This window comes from Azospirillum sp. RU38E (assembly GCF_900188385.1).
In the GTDB taxonomy this organism is placed as follows: Bacteria; Pseudomonadota; Alphaproteobacteria; order Azospirillales; family Azospirillaceae; genus Niveispirillum.
Map to the genome: position 1 here is coordinate 1,045,290 of NZ_FZOI01000001.1, position 18,493 is coordinate 1,063,782.

Annotated in this window: 20 protein-coding genes; 10 read left to right on the forward strand and 10 right to left on the reverse strand. The window is 63.3% G+C overall.

The genetic code is table 11. The annotated features are described in order from the left end of the window. Window positions 1–120 precede the first annotated feature (120 nt). A complete protein-coding gene (locus CHB97_RS04500; protein ID WP_089286688.1) occupies window positions 121–690 on the forward strand; it encodes a septation protein A in 570 nt (189 codons plus the stop codon). Between the two features lie 138 nt (window positions 691–828). Further along, window positions 829–1,164 (forward strand): hypothetical protein, encoded by a 336-nt coding sequence (locus CHB97_RS04505; protein WP_089286689.1) that lies wholly within the window; start codon window positions 829–831, stop codon window positions 1,162–1,164. A gap of 72 nt (window positions 1,165–1,236) precedes the next feature. Here CHB97_RS04505 and CHB97_RS04510 read toward each other — a convergent pair whose 3' ends face one another. Genes CHB97_RS04510 through sdhC form a run of 4 tightly spaced genes read right to left on the reverse strand, consistent with a single transcriptional unit; the run spans window position 1,237 to window position 4,660 of the window. Next, a complete protein-coding gene (locus CHB97_RS04510) occupies window positions 1,237–2,019 on the reverse strand; it encodes a succinate dehydrogenase iron-sulfur subunit (protein WP_089286690.1) in 783 nt (260 codons plus the stop codon). Between the two features lie 30 nt (window positions 2,020–2,049). After that, window positions 2,050–3,840, reverse strand: coding sequence for a succinate dehydrogenase flavoprotein subunit (gene sdhA / locus CHB97_RS04515; RefSeq protein ID WP_089286691.1), 1,791 nt, complete (start codon window positions 3,838–3,840; stop codon window positions 2,050–2,052). A gap of 4 nt (window positions 3,841–3,844) precedes the next feature. Further along, complete coding sequence (gene sdhD / locus CHB97_RS04520; protein WP_089286692.1) at window positions 3,845–4,240, reverse strand: succinate dehydrogenase, hydrophobic membrane anchor protein; 396 nt, start codon at window positions 4,238–4,240, stop codon at window positions 3,845–3,847. A gap of 18 nt (window positions 4,241–4,258) precedes the next feature. Next, entirely contained in the window at window positions 4,259–4,660 is a 402-nt protein-coding gene (sdhC, locus tag CHB97_RS04525) for a succinate dehydrogenase, cytochrome b556 subunit (RefSeq protein WP_089286693.1), read from the reverse strand. Between the two features lie 259 nt (window positions 4,661–4,919). Here sdhC and CHB97_RS04530 point away from each other — a divergent pair, with 259 nt between their 5' ends. After that, entirely contained in the window at window positions 4,920–5,666 is a 747-nt protein-coding gene (locus CHB97_RS04530) for a GNAT family N-acetyltransferase (RefSeq protein WP_089286694.1), read from the forward strand. Window positions 5,667–5,670: 4 nt separating this feature from the next. Here CHB97_RS04530 and CHB97_RS04535 read toward each other — a convergent pair whose 3' ends face one another. Both CHB97_RS04535 and CHB97_RS04540 read right to left on the reverse strand, forming a co-directional pair. Continuing rightward, on the reverse strand, window positions 5,671–6,537 hold the full coding sequence (locus CHB97_RS04535) for a CoA ester lyase (protein WP_089286695.1): 867 nt from the start codon (window positions 6,535–6,537) through the stop codon (window positions 5,671–5,673). Between the two features lie 106 nt (window positions 6,538–6,643). After that, window positions 6,644–8,347 (reverse strand): methyl-accepting chemotaxis protein, encoded by a 1,704-nt coding sequence (locus tag CHB97_RS04540; protein WP_089286696.1) that lies wholly within the window; start codon window positions 8,345–8,347, stop codon window positions 6,644–6,646. A 207-nt stretch (window positions 8,348–8,554) separates the two neighbouring features. On the opposite strand from CHB97_RS04540, the gene pdxY reads away from it, so the two are divergent. The 3 genes from pdxY to CHB97_RS04555 all read left to right on the forward strand — a co-directional run bounded on the left by pdxY (window position 8,555) and on the right by CHB97_RS04555 (window position 10,487). Continuing rightward, window positions 8,555–9,418: a pyridoxal kinase PdxY gene (pdxY, locus tag CHB97_RS04545; RefSeq protein WP_089286697.1), complete on the forward strand. Its 864-nt coding sequence runs from the start codon at window positions 8,555–8,557 to the stop codon at window positions 9,416–9,418. Window positions 9,419–9,517: 99 nt separating this feature from the next. Further along, the gene (locus CHB97_RS04550) at window positions 9,518–9,937 is read left to right on the forward strand and encodes a hypothetical protein (RefSeq protein WP_089286698.1); all 420 of its coding nucleotides are present in this window, start codon (window positions 9,518–9,520) and stop codon (window positions 9,935–9,937) included. 40 nt (window positions 9,938–9,977) lie between these two features. Then, window positions 9,978–10,487, forward strand: coding sequence for a thioredoxin family protein (locus CHB97_RS04555; protein ID WP_089286699.1), 510 nt, complete (start codon window positions 9,978–9,980; stop codon window positions 10,485–10,487). A gap of 79 nt (window positions 10,488–10,566) precedes the next feature. Here CHB97_RS04555 and CHB97_RS04560 read toward each other — a convergent pair whose 3' ends face one another. Then, on the reverse strand, window positions 10,567–11,595 hold the full coding sequence (locus CHB97_RS04560; RefSeq protein WP_089286700.1) for an aspartate-semialdehyde dehydrogenase: 1,029 nt from the start codon (window positions 11,593–11,595) through the stop codon (window positions 10,567–10,569). A 148-nt stretch (window positions 11,596–11,743) separates the two neighbouring features. On the opposite strand from CHB97_RS04560, the gene CHB97_RS04565 reads away from it, so the two are divergent. The 4 genes from CHB97_RS04565 (at window position 11,744) to CHB97_RS04580 (ending at window position 15,998) form a co-directional block, all read left to right on the forward strand. Continuing rightward, on the forward strand, window positions 11,744–12,079 hold the full coding sequence (locus CHB97_RS04565; RefSeq protein WP_089286701.1) for a DUF962 domain-containing protein: 336 nt from the start codon (window positions 11,744–11,746) through the stop codon (window positions 12,077–12,079). A gap of 39 nt (window positions 12,080–12,118) precedes the next feature. Beyond that, window positions 12,119–12,382, forward strand: a complete 264-nt coding sequence (locus CHB97_RS04570; protein WP_089286702.1) for a hypothetical protein — start codon at window positions 12,119–12,121, stop codon at window positions 12,380–12,382. 126 nt (window positions 12,383–12,508) lie between these two features. Continuing rightward, window positions 12,509–13,801 carry a pentapeptide repeat-containing protein gene (locus tag CHB97_RS04575; protein ID WP_089286703.1) on the forward strand — a complete coding sequence of 431 codons (1,293 nt, stop codon included), beginning with the start codon at window positions 12,509–12,511 and terminating at the stop codon, window positions 13,799–13,801. Window positions 13,802–13,922: 121 nt separating this feature from the next. Continuing rightward, window positions 13,923–15,998, forward strand: a complete 2,076-nt coding sequence (locus tag CHB97_RS04580) for a TonB-dependent receptor (protein ID WP_089286704.1) — start codon at window positions 13,923–13,925, stop codon at window positions 15,996–15,998. A gap of 42 nt (window positions 15,999–16,040) precedes the next feature. Here the strand turns inward: CHB97_RS04580 and CHB97_RS04585 are convergent, their stop codons facing one another. From CHB97_RS04585 to CHB97_RS04595, 3 genes are all read right to left on the reverse strand, one after another. After that, on the reverse strand, window positions 16,041–16,802 hold the full coding sequence (locus CHB97_RS04585) for an anti-sigma factor (protein WP_089286705.1): 762 nt from the start codon (window positions 16,800–16,802) through the stop codon (window positions 16,041–16,043). Continuing rightward, window positions 16,795–17,322, reverse strand: coding sequence for a sigma-70 family RNA polymerase sigma factor (locus CHB97_RS04590; protein WP_089286706.1), 528 nt, complete (start codon window positions 17,320–17,322; stop codon window positions 16,795–16,797). Before CHB97_RS04590 ends, CHB97_RS04585 begins: the two co-directional genes overlap by 8 nt. Before the next feature lie 220 nt (window positions 17,323–17,542). Next, a complete protein-coding gene (locus CHB97_RS04595; RefSeq protein ID WP_089286707.1) occupies window positions 17,543–18,235 on the reverse strand; it encodes a glutathione S-transferase N-terminal domain-containing protein in 693 nt (230 codons plus the stop codon). Between the last annotated feature and the right edge of the window lie 258 nt (window positions 18,236–18,493).

Consider the following 18,493-nt stretch of genomic DNA (forward strand, 5'->3'; position numbering starts at 1 on the left):
GGGGTCATTGGGATACCCCGCATTTAACCCGCCTGCGCGCCGGGGGAAAGCGAACTTTCTCCGCATCGTGATAAGAGCAGGCTGGCAAGCTGTCGCAGCAGCCTGTAAATGCATGGCCCCATGAACCCGTTGCTTCGCCTTTTGCTGGAAGCCGGGCCGCTGGGCCTGTTCTTCCTGTTCAACGCCAAGGCCGGCCTGATGGTCGGCACTGGCGTTTTCATGGCTGCCATCACGGTGGCACTGATCGTCAACTGGCTGCTGGAACGCAGGCTGCCGGTGATGCCGCTGGTCGGCTGTGTCTTCGTGCTGGTTTTTGGTGGGCTGACCCTATGGTTGGACAATGATCTGTTCATCAAGATCAAACCCACCGTGGTCAATCTGCTGCTCTCCTGCACCCTGTTCGTCGGCCTGTTCCTGAAGCGCAACCTGTTGAAGGTGGTGCTGGGTGCGGCGCTGGAGCTGAAAGAAGAGGGGTGGCGTATCCTGACCATCCGCTGGGCCTGGTTCTTCCTGTTCCTGGCCGTGGCGAATGAGATTGTCTGGCGCAGCTTCGATACCGATACCTGGGTCAATTTCAAGGTATTCGGCATCATGCCGATTTCGATCCTGTTCAGCATGTTGCAGGTGCCGGTGATCATGAAGCATCAGTTGAACCCGCCGGCGGAGGAGAAGGGCGACAAGGCCGGCTGATACAATCCGGTTACCGGGAAGGCCCTGCATTGCGCCATTAGAACAAAAGGTTACGGCGCGGTTACGGCCATTGCCGTTCCATTCTGCGCCGTCGCATCTTCCCCTGGTCAGTTTAAACCGGGGGTTCTTATGGTAAGCATGTCGCGCGGCCTTCTGCTGGGGGCGATCGTCATCACGGGGGCGGGGCTGTTGTCAGCCTGCTCTATCAATGTCAATGACGATGGCGTGGAGCCGGGGCGCTATGCCTATCCCCGCACGGCCACCGACCAGTGCCGGCGGGAGGTGGAGCGCACCTATGGCGACCGTTATCGCGTCGCCTATGATTTGCCGGAACTCAGCAGCAGCGGCAGCACCCAGATCGTGGTGCAGCGTTTCACCCTGGCACTGCGCAAAGATAATTTCGAACCACCACAGCGCCGTTCCCTGCGCTGCACGGTGGATGGCGGCGCACTGACCCAGGTGGTACCGGAGTAAGCCTCATTCACATGAAAAAAAGCCGCCGGAGCGATCCGGCGGCCTTTTCTGTCACATCAACCGATGCCCCGCTTACGCGGCGCGTTCGGCCATCATCTTCTTGATTTCGGCGATGGCCTTGGCCGGGTTCAGACCCTTGGGGCAGGTCTGGGTGCAGTTCATGATCGTGTGGCAGCGATAGAGACGGAACGGGTCTTCCAGCGCATCCAGACGCTCACCGGTCATTTCATCGCGGCTGTCGGCGATGAAGCGATAGGCCTGCAGCAGAACCGCCGGGCCCAGGTAACGGTCGCCATTCCACCAATAGCTGGGGCAGGAGGTGGTGCAGCAGAAGCACAGGATGCATTCATACAGACCATCCAGCTTCTCCCGCTCTTCCGGGCTTTGCAGCCGTTCGCGCGAGGGGGCCGTCGATTGCGTCTGCAGCCAGGGCTTGATGGAAGCGAGCTGGGCATAGTTCTGGTTCAGGTCCGGCACCAGATCCTTCACCACCGGCTGATGCGGCAGCGGGTAGATCTTGACGTCGCCCTTCACATCGCCGATCGCCTTCAGACAGGCCAGCGTGTTGCGCCCGTCAATATTCATGGCGCAGGAACCGCAAATGCCCTCACGGCAGGAGCGACGGAAGGTCAGCGTGCTGTCCACATCGTTCTTGATGTGGATCAGCGCGTCCAGGATCATCGGACCGCACTTGTCCAGATCGATCTCATACGTGTCCTCACGCGGGTTCTCACCCGAGTCCGGATCGTAGCGATAGATACGGAACTTGCGCGTGCGCTTGGCGTCAGGGCCGGCAGAGCGAATCGTCTTGCCGGGCTTGACCTTGGAATTGGCGGGGAGGGAAAATTCAGCCATGGGTCGAAGGCCTTCTCAAACGTCGCGGGATCAGTACACGCGCTTCTTCGGCGGGAACACCTCAACCTCGTTGGTCAAAGTGTAGAGGTGCACGGGGCGGTCGCCGATGGTCGGCTTACCCGTCTCATCCACCCAGACGGTCGTGTGCTTCATCCAGTTGACGTCGTCACGCTCGCTGTAATCCTCGCGGGCATGGGCGCCACGGGATTCGGTGCGGTTGGCGCCGGAATTGATGGTGGCGACGGCCTGGTACATCAGATTGTCCAGTTCCAGCGCTTCCACCAGATCGCTGTTCCAGATCAGTGAATTGTCGCTGACGGCCACGTCCGGGCGCTTGGCCCACACGGCCTTCATCTTCTCCACGCCTTCATCCAGCACCTCGCCGGTGCGGAAGACGGCGCAGTTATTCTGCATGATCTTCTGCATTTCCAAGCGCAGATGGGCAACACGGGTGCCGCCCTTGGCATATCGGGCCTTGTCCAGACGGGACAGCGCCTTGTCGGCATTATCCTTGGGCAGGGTCTTGTGCGGGGCACCCTTCTCGACGATTTCGTTGGCCTTGATGGCCGCCGCACGCCCAAACACTACCAGATCGAGCAGGGAGTTGGAGCCCAGACGGTTGGCCCCATGCACGGACACGCAGGCAGCCTCACCGATCGCCATCAGGCCCGGTACGATCTGGTCCGGGTTGTCGGCGGTCGGGCGGATCACCTGACCATGATAATTGGTGGGGATGCCGCCCATGTTGTAATGCACGGTCGGCAGCACCGGGATCGGTTCCTTGGTCACATCCACGCCGGCGAAGATGCGGGCGCTTTCGGCGATGCCCGGCAGGCGGGCATGGATGACTTCCGGGGCCAGATGTTCCAGATGCAGGTGGATGTGGTCCTTATGCTCACCCACGCCACGGCCTTCGCGGATTTCGATGGTCATGGAGCGGCTGACCACGTCGCGGCTGGCAAGATCCTTGGCCGAGGGGGCATAGCGCTCCATGAAGCGCTCACCCTCGGAATTGGTCAGATAGCCGCCTTCACCGCGCGCACCCTCGGTGATCAGACAGCCGGAGCCGTAGATGCCGGTCGGGTGGAACTGCACGAATTCCATGTCCTGCAAGGGCAGGCCGGCGCGCAGCACCATGCCGCCGCCGTCACCGGTGCAGGTATGGGCCGACGTGGCGGAGAAATAGGCGCGGCCATAGCCGCCGGTGGCCAGCACGGTCTGGTGGCCACGGAAGCGATGGATGGTGCCATCGTCCAGGTTCCAGGCCAGCACGCCCCGGCAGGCGCCTTCCTCGTCCATGATCAGGTCGAGGGCGAAATATTCGACGAAGAATTCGGCATTGTGGCGCAGGCTCTGCTGATACAGCGTATGCAGCATGGCGTGGCCGGTACGGTCAGCGGCGGCGCAGGTGCGGTAGGCCTGGCCCTTGCCATATTCGGTGGTCATGCCACCGAAGGCGCGCTGATAGATCTTGCCTTCCGCCGTGCGGCTGAAAGGAACGCCCTGGTGTTCCAGCTCGATGATGGCGGGGATGGCCTCGCGCACCATATATTCAATGGCGTCCTGGTCGCCCAACCAGTCCGACCCCTTCACGGTGTCGTACATGTGGTAGCGCCAGTCATCCGGGCCCATATTGCCCAGCGCTGCCGAGATGCCGCCCTGTGCCGCCACGGTGTGGGAGCGGGTGGGGAACACCTTTGTGATACAGGCCGTCTTCAGGCCCTTTTCGGCCATGCCGAAAGTGGCGCGCAGGCCGGCGCCACCGGCGCCGACAACGACGACATCATATTCGTGATCGATGATCTTGTAGGCGGTCGCCATTTTATCAGGCTCCGAAAGCGATCTTGAGGACGGCGAAAGAGGCGAGCAGGAACAGAACCAGCGCCGCAGCCTTGGTCAGGCCGATGGCCGCCAGCTTGCTCAGCTTGCCATGGAGATAGTCCTCGAAGACTTCCTGCAAACCGTAGGCGGCATGATGGAATGTCGCACCCAGGAACAGGATGGTCAGGATGACCGGATAGGGCTTCTTGAAGGTGGCAACCACTTCTTCATAGGAAGCGCCGATCAGACCCAGGACCAGGGCGACGAACAGCACGGTCAGCACGGCCAGGCCGGCCGACGCGATGCGGTAGGCCAGCCAGTGCTGGGCGCCAAGCTTGGCAGAACCCAGGCCGCGCGCGCGGCCGAGCGGGGTGCGGAAGCTGTTGGTGGGATTGGCCATATCTCTCTTACCCCCGGATCAGAGCGCGAAGACCAGAACCCAGGTCACGATCGTCGCACCGATGGAGGCGCCGATCACCAGGTTCGCGCTGCTGTAGGATTGTTGCAGGGACAGCATCTTGGCGCTGAAATCCCAGGCCAGATGGCGCAGCCCATTAAAGAAATGGTACCAAAGGGCGGCCGACCAGCCGAACATCAGGATCAACCCGATGGGCGAGGCAATGAAGCCTGCTGCCGTGGCATAGGCTTCCGGCCCGACGGCGGCGGCAACCAGCCACCAGACCAGCAGCAAGGTGCCGGCGCACAGGCCGATACCGGTGATGCGGTGGGTAATGGAGGTCAACGCCGGCAGGGGTAGCCGGTAGACCTGAAGGTGGGGGGACAGCGGACGTTGCCGCTTGGCCGCAGGCGTATCGGTCATCTCTCAGGCGTCCTTAGGTGCTGAACCGGGATGCATCCGTGCCGCGCCTGCCGGCGACGACACCCGCCGGATCGAAAACCGGCAGCGGGAATTGTCACAAGAAATGCTGGGGGTTCAATTACGCCGAAGCCTTGCCTGCGTCAACGCTCCCCACCCCCTATTTTGGTGCGATGCGGTGCAGGTTTGATCAGCTTTATTGTAAGATGATTGCTTAAGTTGCGAATAGTTCGCAAATAGTCTGTCAGGGAAGCCGCTTATTATGGAACTGGATATCGGCCGGATACAATCGCTGGAAGATCTTTGCCTTTCCGCCTGGCCGGCGCCGCAGCAGCTGCACCATGCCGGGTGGGTGCTGCGGTTCGCCGCGGGCCATACGGGAAGGGCCAATTCCACCAATGCCGTGGCACAGCAGCAGGAGATTCCGCACGATCTTATCCCCCTGGTGGAGCGGGAATATCGCCGCCGTGGGTTGCGGCCGACCTTCCGGGAAACCCCGCTTTGCCCCCCCGGTTTTACAGCCGCTTTGCTGGATAAAGGCTATTTGGCCGATGATGAAAGCCATGTGATGGTAGCGGAAATACCCGCCGGCTGCGTGCCCGATCCCTCGGTTCGCATACAGAACAATGCTGATGACGCATGGCTGGCAGCCTATCGCAGCATGGTCCCGATCGCGGAGGCGGAGATGCCGGCGCTGCGATCCATCCTGGCCGGCATTGCCGCACCCACCCGCTATCTGACGCTGTGGAGCGACGGGCGGCCGGTGGCCGCCGGGCTGGGGGTGATCGACCGGGGCTGGGTGGGGCTCTACAAGATCGCCACCCAGCCGCAGGCGCGCGGCCGAGGCCATGCCGGCCGCTTGATTCGCGCGCTTTATGCCGAGGCGGCGGGGCAGGGGGCCGCCAAAGCCTATCTGCAGGTGGGGGTGGGTAACCAGCCGGCGCTTGCACTCTATCGCCGGCTGGGTTTCACCCCGCTGTACAATTATCGTTATTACCGCCAGGGCTGACGGGTCAGCCGCGCGCCGCCACCGCCTCGCCCAGGGCGACGGTGCGGCGGGCGGTTTCCACATGCAGGGCTTCCACCAGCTTGCCATCCACCAGGGTAACACCCTTGCCCGCCGCCACCGCCTCGGCATGGGCGGCGATGATGCGGCGGGCGCGGGTCAGTTCATCCGTCGTTGGTGCAAAGGCGCTGTTGGCGGCAGCCAGTTGCTTGGGATGGATCAGGGTCTTGCCATCAAAACCCAGTTCGCGGCCCTGGCGGCAGGCGGCGGCAAAACCGGCCTCATCCTCCAGATCGACATGCACCCCATCCAGCACGGCCAGCCCAAAGGCACGGGCGGCCAGCAGGGTCAGGCCCAGGCCGGTGATCATCGGCAGCCGGTCTTGCGTGTTCAGCGCGCCCAGATCCTTGGTCAGGTCAGAGGTGCCCATCACCAGACATTCCAGCCGGGGGCAGGCGCCGGCAATGTCGGCGGCGGCCAGCATGGCGCGCGGGGTTTCCATCATCACCCACAGGCGCAGGCTCTCCGGTGCGCCGGCCGCACGCAACACGCGGTCGGCCATGCGCACCCCCTCCGCGCTGTCCACCTTGGGGATCAGCACAGCATCGGCGCCGCTGGTGGCGGCGGCCACCAGATCGGCATGGCCCCAGGGCGTGTCCAGCCCGTTGCTGCGGATCACCAGTTCCCGGTGACCGTAACCGCCGGCGGCAATGGCGGCCACGACCTGGGCGCGGGCCAGTTCCTTGGCGTCAGGGGCCACCGAATCTTCCAGGTCCAGCAGCAATACGTCTGCCCCCAGGGTCCGGGCCTTTTCCAGCGCACGGGGATTGGCACCGGGCATATAAAGGGCGGAGCGGCGGGGGCGGGTGGTCATCTTCTCGTGTCCTGAAAAACAGAAGGGGCGGGATGGACCGCAGCCTAGCCAAGCAGGCTGCCGCCGTCCATCCCGCCCCTTCAGGCCAAACCGCGCAGCGGTGGCGTCAGGCGCTGCGCACCGATGCCAGGAAACGGTCTACCTGGGTGGCCAGTGCGCCGGCCCGTTCAGACAATTGACCGGAGGCATCGGTCAGCTGGGCGGCGGCTTCCCCTGCCTGCACGGCCCCCTGGCGGACATCGGCCACGGTTTCAGACACGGTGGTCATGCCCTCTGCGGCGTTCTGGGCACTGCGGGCGATTTCCGCCGTGGCGGCATTCTGCTGTTCCACCGCAGCGGCGATGGAGCCGCCGATTTCGTCCACCTCTGCCACCGTGCGGCTGATATCCTTGATGGCGGTGACGGCCTGTTCGGTGGCGTTGCGGATTTCGGCGATGCGCTGGGCAATATCACCGGTGGCACGTTCGGTCTGCCCGGCCAGATTCTTCACCTCCGACGCCACGACGGCAAAGCCCTTCCCAGCCTCTCCGGCGCGCGCCGCCTCAATGGTGGCGTTGAGCGCCAGTAGATTGGTCTGGCTGGCAATTTCGGCGATCAGGTCCAACACCTCCCCGATGCGCTGGGCCTTTTCCGCCAAGCCATCAACAATGCCATTGGTCAGGATGGCCTGTTCAGCGGCGCGGCGGGTGCGGGCGCCGCTGTCGCTGATCTGGCGGCTGATTTCACGGATGGAGGCGGCCAACTGCTCGGCGGCGGTGGCCACCGATTCCACTTCCTCATTGGCAAGGCTGGTGGATTGCTGGGTGACGTCAATGCGCTTCTGATTGGCGACGGCGTTGGAGCGCAGGGCATCGGCAGCCTGCCCGATCTGGGTGGCAGAACTGCCCACGGCGGTCACCACGGCCTGAACGTCGTTTTCAAAACGCTGGGCCAGGGCTTCCATCTCCGCCTTGCGGGCTTTGCGGGCCTGTTCCTCATTTTCCGCCCGTTCGCGGCGCAGCCGGTCGGCCTCTATGGCATTGCGCTTGAACACTTCAACGGCGCCGGTGATCTCCCCCACCTCGTTCTGTGCCGTGGCGACCGGGATGTGTGTCTTGAGATCGCCATTGGCCAGCCGCAGCATGGAGTCGGTCAGGGCGCGCAAGGGTAGAATGGACTGCACGGTCCACCAGGCAAAGGCCCCGCCGATCAGCAGACAGATACCGGCAACGATCAGCATCAAGGTGGAGAAGCCGCTGGCCTGGGCGCGGGTTTCCGCACCGATCAGGCTGCTTTCTTTTTCCTGAAAATCAATGAACTGGTTGATGGTCTTCAACCAATCATTCATCCGTGGCCGGATATCGGTCAGGATCAGTTCCTGGGCTGTTGCGGTGTCGCCCGCCTTACGCAGGTCAATTACCTTGTTGATTAGGGGCAGGGTCTCGGTCTCAATCTGCTTGATCCGGGCCAGGATGGCCCGTTCTTCCGGCCGGACATCATCAGGATTCTGAGCGAACAGCGTATCCATGTTGCGAGCTGCTTCGGTGTAGAAGCCTTCCAGGCGGCGGATATCCGCCACCACGGTGTCCAGCAGGTCAGGCTTTACCAGCACTACGTCGCGCAAGGCGATGGCGCGGTCATGCACGCTGCCGCGGAAATTGATGGCATAGCGCTGCTTGACGCCATTCACCTCGTTGATCTGGGTCAGCCCCTCATCAATCAGTGCCACTTTCTGCATACCGATACCGGTCAGCAGGGTCATCAAGGCCAGGACGGTGGCAAAACCGATTAATACTCGCGTTTTAATTTTTGCGTCTTTGATGCTGCGCATGGGGTGACACTCAGGGGAAGGGGTGGCTGCCGAAAGACTATGTGACGGCATAACACGAAGATAAGACCTTATTGCTTGCGCTTACGTATAAATTTGGAAGTGATTGGGAGCACAGTCGATCCAACATCCCCGCCCCGCGATTTCCGATTGCCGCCGGCCGCCGGTTGGGCGTAGCTGATTGGTGCTGCCACGGCCCCGGATGCCCCGATGAAGACCATTCTGACCATTCAGTCCCATGTCGCCTTTGGCCATGTTGGCAACCGGGCGGCGGTTTTCCCCCTGGAACGGCTGGGCTTTGATGCCATTGCCGTCAATACGGTGCAGTTTTCCAACCATACCGGCTATGGCGCCTGGACCGGCATGGTCTTTCCGCCCGAGCATATCGCCGATGTTTTACGGGGGATCGAGACTCGCGGCGCCCTGGATGGGGCGGCGGCGGCGCTGACCGGCTATCTGGGTGATGCGGCGCTGGGGGAGGTGGTGCTGGCGGCGGTCAAGCGGGTGAAGCAGGGTAATCCAGCCGCCATTTATTGTTGCGACCCGGTGATGGGTGATGTCGGGCGGGGCTTCTTCGTCCGTCCCGGCATTCCGGAATTTTTCCGTGATCAGGCGCTGGCCCTGGCCGACATCATCACCCCCAACCAGTTTGAGCTGGAATATCTGACCGGGCTGAAGGTGGGCGATCTGGCCTCAGCCCTTAGCGCCACGCGTACCGCGCGGGCCCTGGGGCCGCGTTGGGTGATGGTGACCAGCCTGACCCGGCTGGATGCGCCGGATGACCGGATTGAAATGCTGCTGGATGGGCCGGACGGGGCCTATCTGGTCTCCACCCCGCGTTTGGCGCTGGACCCGCTGCCCAATGGCGCGGGGGATTGTGTGGCGGCCCTGTTCCTGGCCAAATTCCTGGAAAGCGGCGGCGATGGCGCTGCCGCCCTGGGCCATGCGGCCTCCGCCATCTATGCCGTGTTCCGGCGCACGATGCAGAGCGGGCAGCGGGAACTGCAGATCATCGCCGCCCAGGATGAACTTGTCCGCCCGTCGGACTATTTTACCCCGGTGCGTATAGACTGAGGGGGCTGGGGCCCCGCGTGTTAATCACGACAGGGCCTTGCCGTGCCCGCGCCGGCCGGTCTATTTCAGGGATCAATCGCGGGACCAGGAGTTTTTTCCATGCCCTTCATCCGTCCTTTGCCGCTTTCCGGCCTTGTTGTGGCGCTGCTGTCGCTTCCCCTTGCCGCCCAGGCCCAGCCGGCGGCGGTGCGCAACAGCCAGCCGCAGGGGGAGTTCGGGTGCGAGGTGCAGCGTGACACGCCCTGCCAGGGCAAGGTGGATTTCGCCAAGGGCAAAAGCTTCGAATTCAAGATTCCGGGGCCGGGCGATGTCGTCTTCCAAAATGATGGCAATAAGCGCTGTACCCTGGAATATTCCATCTCCGAAAGCACGCTGGCAGCCACCGGCCGCCAATTGTCGCTGGGGGCAGGACAGACGGAAACGCTGACGGTGCGGGATGCCGGCGGCATGGTGATCCGTTTCTTCAACCGGGGCCTGGGCTCCAGCACCTGCGATCTGACGGTTAGCCTGAAGGGTTGATCGCTCCTCTCCGCCTTATGTTGCTCTCAACCAGGATGTGATGATGCGCCTGTCCCGCCTTGTTCTGGCTGCCCCGCTGGCTTTCGCCTTGCTGTCCACCACACCCGCCCTGGCGCATGACGCGGCCCCCATCTGGTCGCACAGCTTTGATCCCGCGCGCGACCCAGCGGCCGACCTGAAACAGGCGCTGGCGGCGGCCAAGGCGGAAAACAAGCGGGTGCTGATCGATGTCGGCGGCGACTGGTGCATCTGGTGCAAGCTGCTGGACGCCAAGTTTGAACAGGAAGCCGATCTGCGCCAGTTGCGCGACGCCAATTTCGTGGTGCTGAAGGTGCATTACGACAAGAAGGTGAACCAGAACGAAGCCTTCCTGTCGCAATATCCCAAGGCGGCCGGATATCCGCACCTGTATGTGCTGGATAGCAGTGGCAAGCTGTTACAGAGCCAGGATACGTCCCTGCTGGAACTGCCCAAGGAGCAGGGCAAGGGCCATGACAGCGCCAAGATCAAGGCATTCCTGACTGAATGGGCGCCCAAGCGCGGGGCGTGAATATTTCGTTCCATTGGAACCAAAAAAGCCCCGGAGAGCGAACTCTCCGGGGCTTTTTTGTCGGGCTTTGAAAGGCCGATCAGTCAGCCGGGCCGATATGGCCGTCGCGGATCATCACTTCGGCGATCTGCACGGCGTTCAGGGCGGCGCCCTTGCGCAGATTGTCGGCCACGATCCACAGGTTCAGGCCATTTTCAACCGTCGCATCCTCGCGGATACGGCTGATATAGACATTGTCCTCGCCGGCAATTTCGACAGGGGTGACATAGCCCTCGTCAACGCGGTGATCGACGACGGAGATGCCAGGCGCGGCGCGCAGGGCGCGGCGAGCCTCATCAGCGGTGATCGGGTTCTCGAACTCGATATTGACCGATTCAGAATGGCCGATGAACACCGGCACGCGCACGGCGGTGGCGGTAACCTTGATGGCGGGGTCGAGGATCTTCTTCGTCTCCACCACCATCTTCCATTCTTCCTTCGTCATCCCATCATCGATGAAGCTGTCGATATGGGGGATGACGTTGAAGGCGATCTGCTTGGTGAACTTCTTCTTTTCCACCGGATCGTTGACATAGATGGCGCGGGTCTGGGTGAACAGCTCGTCCATCGCTTCCTTGCCGCCGCCGGAAACCGACTGGTAGGTGGACACGACGACGCGCTTGATCTTGGCCAGATCATGCAGCGGCTTCAGCGCCACCACCATCTGGATGGTGGAGCAATTGGGGTTGGCGATGATGCCCTTCTTGCGCCAGCCGGCCAAATGGTGCGGGTTCACTTCCGGCACCACCAGCGGCACGTCCGGGTCCATGCGGAAATGGCTGGTATTGTCGATCACGCAGGCACCGGCGGCGGCGGCCCGGGGGGCGAATTGGGCCGATACCTTGGCGCCGGGGGAGGACAGCACGAAATCCGTGCCGCTGAAATCGAACTTGGCCAGATCCTGCACCTTCAGCACCTGATCTTCGCCGAAGGAGACCTGCTGCCCGGTGGAGCGTTCCGATGCCAGGGCCACCACTTCGGAGACCGGGAAGTTCCGGTCGGCAAGCGTCTGCAGCATCTCACGGCCGACATTGCCCGTAGCGCCAACGACGGCGACCTTGTAACCCATTTTCCCGGTCCTCAGATGATGATGTTGAAAGGATATGACGAAAGAAGCTGCCATTGCGACAGCTTCAAACGCTATTCTGACTTATTGAAAGGGCGCCCGCATGGCAAGAAAATGACACGTGCGCCCATGTTGCGGGAGGAATGCAACCATGGCACAGCGCCAGTATCGCACCTTTGCCGAGTTCTGGCCGTTCTATTTGCGGGAGCATAGCCGGCCCCGCACGCGGGCCTTGCATTACGTGGGCAGCGCCCTGGCGCTGGCCTGTCTGGCGGCGGCGGTCCTGTTGCTGGATGCAAGGCTGCTGTTGGCAGCGCTGCTGGCCGGTTATGCCTTTGCCTGGGCGGCCCATGCTGCCATTGAGCATAACCGGCCGGCCACTTTCACCTATCCGCTCTGGTCACTGATCGCCGATTTCCGCATGTTCTTTCTGTTCCTGGCCGGCAAGCTGGGGCCGGAGTTGCGCCGCGCCGGTATTTCCGGCTGAATGCCAGGGTGTGGCTGTTAACCAAAAGGGGGCATTCGCGTGTCGGAACCGATCGTGGAGATCATCGCCAAATCCATCAAGAATGCGGATAAGAGCTTCTTCAACGAAGATTATATCAAGCAGGCCAAGGCGGTGGTGGACGGGCTGCGCAAGGCGGGGCTGGAGGTGGTGCCGATCACCCCGCCCGATGCGCTGGTGACCTACGCATCGGAGAATATCCCCTTCGGTCGCTTGCGCCCCACCGACTTCATCCGCACCATGTATTCCACCATGGTGGCCAACGCCCGGAAGTTCGTCAGTTGACGCAGACGTCACGTTGACCCTGGGCCGGCAAGCCCGTACTTTCATCATATCTACTTCGGATGTTTCAGCATCCTGGTTCCGCGCCATCGGCGCATCGGCGGGCCCTATCCCGGAGAATGCAGCGGCATGGCAGAAGAGGCCCAGCCCAAAGCAGAGGCGATGACCTGGCGCCGGCCCTCCCCGGAGGAGCTGATGGAGGCGCTGCGGCGCCATACCAAGCTGATGGAAGGCAGGCTGGGCGGACAGCGGGCCATTTTCGTGCTCTGCGATCTGCGCGCTGTCAATCTCTCCGGTGCCGACCTGCGGGCGGCTGAATTGACCGGTTCCCGCTTTGATCAGGCACAGTTGGTGAAGACGCGGCTGACCGGGGCCAACCTGTTTGCCGCCGATCTGCGCCTGTCCAACCTTCAGCAGGCCGACCTCAGCAAGGCGGACCTGCGCGGGGTCACCATGCGGGGGGCCGATCTCAGCCGCGCCAAGCTGCGCGATGCCGATGTGCGGGAGGCGGTGCTGGCGGTCTATCGCGGCGGTAAGCCGCTGCCACAGGCCTTTGACGGGCGCATTGCCAATCTGGCCGCCGTCATCGCCAATTCCGCTGATTTTTCCGGCGCCAAAATGAATGGTGCCATCACCCTGAAGGCGGATTTCACCGACGCCAATCTGCGCCATGTCGATCTGCGGGGCGCTGATCTGCGCGGGGCGAATTTCAAGGGCGCCCTGCTGGAAGGTGCCAACCTGCAGGATGCCAAGCTTCAGGAAGCGGATTTCGCCGGGGCCGTGCTGACCGACGCGCTGCTGCGCGGCGCCCTGGCCGACGGGACCAATTTCCGGGGCGCCATTCTGGACAGTGGCGCGCTGGCGGATTTGCGTCGGGGCGGCGCGCTGCTGCCCGGTGCCGCCGATGAGGGGGAACCGGTGGGGCAATTGCTGACCCGCCATGCCGAATGGATTGCCAATGCCGGCCGCAGTGGCCTGCGGGGGGATTTCAATGGGCGCGATCTGGCCGGGCACGACCTGCGCGGCAGTAATCTGACAGCAGCCCGGCTGGGCTTTGTGCTGGCGCGGCGGGCGCTGCTGTCCAATGCCGTTCTGGTGATGGCCGACCTGGAATGTGCCGACCTGCGGGAGGCGGAATTAAGCCAGGCCGACCTGCGCGGCGCCAATCTGGAACGCGCGCATCTCAACCGTGCGCAGATGCAGGGGGTCAACCTGTCGCCGCTGGTGAGCGCTGAAATGTCCGACCGGCGCTGGCCGGCCCGGCTTTCCGGGGCGCATCTGCAACAGGCCGACCTGCGCAATGCCGATCTGCGCGGTGCCGTGGCGCGCGGTGCCGATTTCACCGGTGCGGACCTGCGGGGCGCCAAGCTGGATGGTGCCGATCTGGAAGGTGCCATCTTCACCCAGGCCCGGCACGATTAATAAGGGCGCATCCCAACCATTCGCCGACCCTGCGACAACAGTACCCATTTGCGATACTTGACCCGTTCGCCATCACGCGCCTATCAGGAGTTACGTTATAACGTAATTTGAGAGAATCGTGATGCGCGAGGAAAAGGCGAAGGTTTGGCTGGCGGCGGCCCTGATGGGTGGGCTGATGGCATCCGCCCTGCCGGCGATGGCGCAGGATGTTCAGGTCGCGGCGGCCAACCCGCATTCCCATGATGATGTGGAAGAGATCGTCGTCACCGCCTCGCCCCTGGGTGCCCGCCAGTTTGACGTGCTGCAAGGCACCTCTGTGCTCTCGGGGGAGGCGCTGGAACGCTCGCTTTCCACTACGCTCGGCGCGGCCCTTGCCAATCTGCCGGGCATGAGCCAGACCGGCTTCGGCCAGGGCGCGTCCCGCCCCATCATCCGTGGCCAGGGCGGCGACCGTATCCGCATCCTGTCCGGCGGTATCGGCAGCATCGATGCCAGCACCACCAGCCCCGACCATGCGCCGGCCCTGGATCTGGCGACGGCCAAGCGGGTGGAGGTGGTGCGTGGCCCCGCCACGCTGATGTATGGCAGCAACGCCGTGGGCGGTGTCATCAATGTGCTGGATGGCCGCATCCCCATCGCCGCCCCCAAGGATGGTGTGGATGGGTTTGCCCGCATCGGCGTGGGCAGCAATGCCCATGAACGCTCCCTGGCGGCCGGCATGGATGCCAAGCTGGATAGCCCGCTGGTGGTGCATGTCGACGGGTTCTGGCGCCAGACCGACAATTACAAATTCCCCGGCACCCTGGAATCGGCACGTCTGCGGGCGCAGGAGGTGGCGCAGGGACAAACCGATGCGGAAGGGCAAGACGGCCATAAGGTACCCAACAGCAGCCTGACGCAGAAGGGGGCCACAGGTGGCCTCTCCTATGTGGCGGATTGGGGCTTCCTGGGGGCCAGTGTCAGCCGTCTGGAATCCAACTATGGCGTTCCCCCCGATGCCGGTGGGGGCGATGGCGGTGAGGATGAAGGTCCGGTCCGGATCGATCTGGGCCAGACCCGCGTTGATCTGATGGGGGAGGTGAACCAGCCCTTCCTGGTGTTCGACACCACGCGCGTCCGCTTCGGCTGGGCCGATTACAAACATACCGAGCTGGAGGATGGTGCGCCCGGTACGCAGTTCCTGAACAAGGGCTGGGAAGGGCGGCTGGAGCTGGTGCAGCACCAATATGGCGCCCTGTCGGGTGCGGTGGGCGTGCAGGCCAGCCAGCGCGATTTCCAGGCCATCGGCGAAGAAGCCTTCCTGCCCCCCAGCAAGACCGTGCAGGTGGGCGGCTTCACCGTGCAGCGGCTGGATTTCGGCCCCTGGGCGCTGGAAGGCGGCCTGCGGCTGGAACAGCAGAATATCAAGGCTGACAGCATCAATTACGACCGTGATTTCACCATGGTCAGCCTGTCGGCCGGCGCCTCCTACAAGCTGGGGGATGGCTGGCTGGCGGGCATCAGCCTGTCCCGCAGCGAGCGGGCGCCGAATGCCGAAGAGCTGCTCTCCGATGGGGCGCATCTGGCCACCGGCACCTATGAGCTGGGTGACCGCACGCTGGGCAAGGAAACCGGGCTTGGCGGGGAACTGACCCTGAAAAAGACCGGCGGCCCCATCACCGGGTCGGCCAACCTGTTCCTGACCGATTACGACAAATATATCTATGAACGCTACACGGGGGAGCAGCGGGACGGCGTGCCCGTGGCGGCCTTCAGCGCCACCGATGCCCGCTTCTGGGGCTTTGAACTGGAAGCGGCGACGGACTTGTTCCGCCAGCAGGATCAGCGCGTGACCCTGGATGCCGGCCTGGATTACGTGCGGGCCGAGGATACCACCACCAAGACCGACCTGCCGCGTATCCCGCCGCTGACCTTCAAGACCGGTCTGGAATATGCCCAGTCCAGCTTCTCCACCCGGGTGGAGATGGTCTGGGCCGACAGCCAGAACAAGACCAGCGCCTTTGAACTGCCGACCGATGGCTATACCCTGTTCAACGCCTCGCTCGACTGGCACCCGATCGCGGATCGCGACGTGACCATGCTGTTCGAGGTGCGCAATATCACCAACGAGGAAGTGCGGCTCTCCACCTCCTTCCTGAAGGATCGTCTGCCCCAGCCGGGCCGCGATTTCCGCATGGCCCTGAAGATGGGTTATTGATTGGTGCCTTCTCCGGGGGCCGCAGTCCCCGGAGAAGGACTTCTATTCCCGCGGCACGCCCAGGGCGGCGGCCACCTGTAATAGGCGGCCTTCCGGCTCCCGCCCGATCAGGGCATAGCCGAAATGTTGGCCGCGCCAGAAGCCGATCACATAGCCCTGCGCCTCTGTCAGCGCCAGGGTTTCGGCATCCGGTTCATCCTCGCTGGGGGCGACCAGCAGGGTGATGCGGTGCCCTTGCCCATCCTCATAAATCAGCTGACTGCCTGGACCGTCATCGGTGATGGTTCGCCGGGCGCCGATCAGCCGCAGGCCGATGGATTGCAGTTGCGGCGGTTCCATGGCCATGCCCAGCTGGCTGGCCAACAGGCGGCGGAGATCATCCTGGCTGCTGCCCGCCGCTTCCACGCTGGCCGGCCCGTTCTCGGCAAAGACCTCATGGTTGGCCAGCGCTTCCCGTGCATAGCCCGGCAAGGGGGTCTGCAGCCAATGGTCGCTGGCATCCCGGGCCCCCCAGCCCAGGATGAACAGGCCGATGGCCGCCGCCATCCGCCCGGTGCGCCGCCAGATGGCATGGCGGCGCATCCCCTGTAACAGGCGCTGGTGCATCGGCCGCATGTTGGCCACGGGCAAGGCCCCCTCTGCGGCGGCGATTTTCACCAGCAGATCCTGTTCCGCCATGGCCTGCATCCGTGCCCGCAGATCGGGATCAGCATCCAGCCGGGCCAGCACCAGGGCTTCCTGGCGCGGGTCCAGCTGCCCATCCAGAAAGGCGTGCAGGTCCAGTTCATCCCCATTGTCACGCATCGCGCCCCCCCTTGACCAGACGCAGTTTGGTAACTTCCCCGCCCGCTTCCATCCGGCGCCGCAGCGCCTCGCGCCCACGGGCCAGGCGCGACATGAAGGTGCCCAGCGGCACACCCAGCCGCCGGGCCGCCTCCTCATATTTCACATCATCCAGGGCGATCACCAGAATCGCTTCGCGCTGGGGTTCCGGCAATTCATCCAGGGCCGTCAGCACCTGCCGGGTTTCCACCTGGATCATTTGATTGGCGTCTATACTGTCCGGCACGGTGGCCTGTTCGGCATAGCGGGCGCGCACCTGCCATTTCCGCCGGTCGCTGACATGGCAGGTATAAAGGATGCGGAACAGCCAGGCCCGCAGATCGGTCCCCGGTTGCCATTGTCCGGACGAGGCGATGGCCTTGGTCAGGCAATCCTGCACCAGATCCTCGGCCTCCACCCGGTTGCGGGTCAGCAGCAGCGCATAGCGCTGCAACGACCCCAGGTGGCTTTCCAGCCCCTTGGCGAAACCATCCCCGCTCATCCCACCGCCTTCATTCACACGGCCCCGGATATTCCCGCCCGGAGGGGCATCCGGGCGGGATTGTCACAGGCCCCCCGCCACGCGTCGGCGGGCCTGCCCCATCCGTCCACTGCTTCGGCATCCCTGGGGCAAGCGGATGCCGAAGCGGTGGACATGCTGGGATAACGCGTGGGGCCGGGGATTAATCCCGCTTCCTTATGATGAAACCAGACAAACCGGCTCAGGGCTTGCGGCCATAGAGATTGGCCCGCTCCTCGTCGCTCATCGGCTGGCCGGCGGGGCGGACCTTGTCAGCCAGCAGGGCCAGACCGCGCTGCACGGCGGGGCGGGCGGCGATGCTGTCGAACCAGCGCTTTACCTGGGGGAATTCAGCCAGATCGATATCATATTTCCCGGCATTGCGAATCCAGGGGAAGGTCGCCATGTCGGCGATACCATAGGCATCGCTGCCCAGATATTGCGTTTCCGTCAAGCGCGTATTGGCCACCTTCAACAGGCGCTTGGCCTCGTTGCGATAGCGCTCGATGCCATAGGGCACCTTTTCCGCCGCATAGAGGATGAAATGCCCGGCTTGGCCGAACATCGGGCCGACGCCGCCCATCTGCCACATCAGCCATTGCAGATGGCTGAACCATTCGGCGCTGTCGTTGGGGCGGAACTGCCCGGTCTTTTCGGCCAGATAGATCAGGATGGCGCCGGATTCAAACAGGCTGAGCGGCTTGCCGCCCGGCCCGTCGGGATCGACGATGGCCGGCATCCGGTTATTGGGGGCGATCTTCAGGAAATCAGGCTTGAACTGGTCGCCGGCCCCGATATTCACCGGGTGCACGGTGTAGGGCAGGCCCATTTCCTCCAGGGCGATGGAAACCTTGTAGCCGTTGGGCGTCGGCCAGACATGAAGTTCGATGCTCATTACCGGATCCCTCTGGGATGGAAGATGCCAGCCCGGTTCTGTGAACCGGCCGGATGGGGTGAAACCTAGTCAACAGAACGGTTCGGTGGAAGTGCGTTGCCGCACAGGCAGGATGCATTCACCCCTGGGACCAATCCCCAGATTCTGTGGATAAGTATGTGATTAAACCCCTGGTAACTCCGCTGTTTGGCGGTTCCCTGCGGGTCTTGGCAATTTGCCTATTTTTTAATCAGTTGTATGGGGGTAGGTTTCCACGAT

Coding starts and splice junctions, on each gene's coding strand:
- CHB97_RS04540 (WP_089286696.1), bottom strand. CDS start 8,347: ATGCGCAGCATCAAAGACGCAAAAATTAAAACGCGAGTATTAATCGGT.
- CHB97_RS04565 (WP_089286701.1), top strand. CDS start 11,744: ATGGCACAGCGCCAGTATCGCACCTTTGCCGAGTTCTGGCCGTTCTAT.
- CHB97_RS04595 (WP_089286707.1), bottom strand. CDS start 18,235: ATGAGCATCGAACTTCATGTCTGGCCGACGCCCAACGGCTACAAGGTT.
- CHB97_RS04510 (WP_089286690.1), bottom strand. CDS start 2,019: ATGGCTGAATTTTCCCTCCCCGCCAATTCCAAGGTCAAGCCCGGCAAG.
- sdhC (WP_089286693.1), bottom strand. CDS start 4,660: ATGACCGATACGCCTGCGGCCAAGCGGCAACGTCCGCTGTCCCCCCAC.
- CHB97_RS04585 (WP_089286705.1), bottom strand. CDS start 16,802: ATGCGTGACAATGGGGATGAACTGGACCTGCACGCCTTTCTGGATGGG.
- CHB97_RS04550 (WP_089286698.1), top strand. CDS start 9,518: ATGCCCTTCATCCGTCCTTTGCCGCTTTCCGGCCTTGTTGTGGCGCTG.
- CHB97_RS04535 (WP_089286695.1), bottom strand. CDS start 6,537: ATGACCACCCGCCCCCGCCGCTCCGCCCTTTATATGCCCGGTGCCAAT.
- sdhD (WP_089286692.1), bottom strand. CDS start 4,240: ATGGCCAATCCCACCAACAGCTTCCGCACCCCGCTCGGCCGCGCGCGC.
- CHB97_RS04575 (WP_089286703.1), top strand. CDS start 12,509: ATGGCAGAAGAGGCCCAGCCCAAAGCAGAGGCGATGACCTGGCGCCGG.
- sdhA (WP_089286691.1), bottom strand. CDS start 3,840: ATGGCGACCGCCTACAAGATCATCGATCACGAATATGATGTCGTCGTT.
- pdxY (WP_089286697.1), top strand. CDS start 8,555: ATGAAGACCATTCTGACCATTCAGTCCCATGTCGCCTTTGGCCATGTT.
- CHB97_RS04505 (WP_089286689.1), top strand. CDS start 829: ATGTCGCGCGGCCTTCTGCTGGGGGCGATCGTCATCACGGGGGCGGGG.
- CHB97_RS04590 (WP_089286706.1), bottom strand. CDS start 17,322: ATGAGCGGGGATGGTTTCGCCAAGGGGCTGGAAAGCCACCTGGGGTCG.
- CHB97_RS04500 (WP_089286688.1), top strand. CDS start 121: ATGAACCCGTTGCTTCGCCTTTTGCTGGAAGCCGGGCCGCTGGGCCTG.
- CHB97_RS04580 (WP_089286704.1), top strand. CDS start 13,923: ATGCGCGAGGAAAAGGCGAAGGTTTGGCTGGCGGCGGCCCTGATGGGT.
- CHB97_RS04555 (WP_089286699.1), top strand. CDS start 9,978: ATGATGCGCCTGTCCCGCCTTGTTCTGGCTGCCCCGCTGGCTTTCGCC.
- CHB97_RS04560 (WP_089286700.1), bottom strand. CDS start 11,595: ATGGGTTACAAGGTCGCCGTCGTTGGCGCTACGGGCAATGTCGGCCGT.
- CHB97_RS04530 (WP_089286694.1), top strand. CDS start 4,920: ATGGAACTGGATATCGGCCGGATACAATCGCTGGAAGATCTTTGCCTT.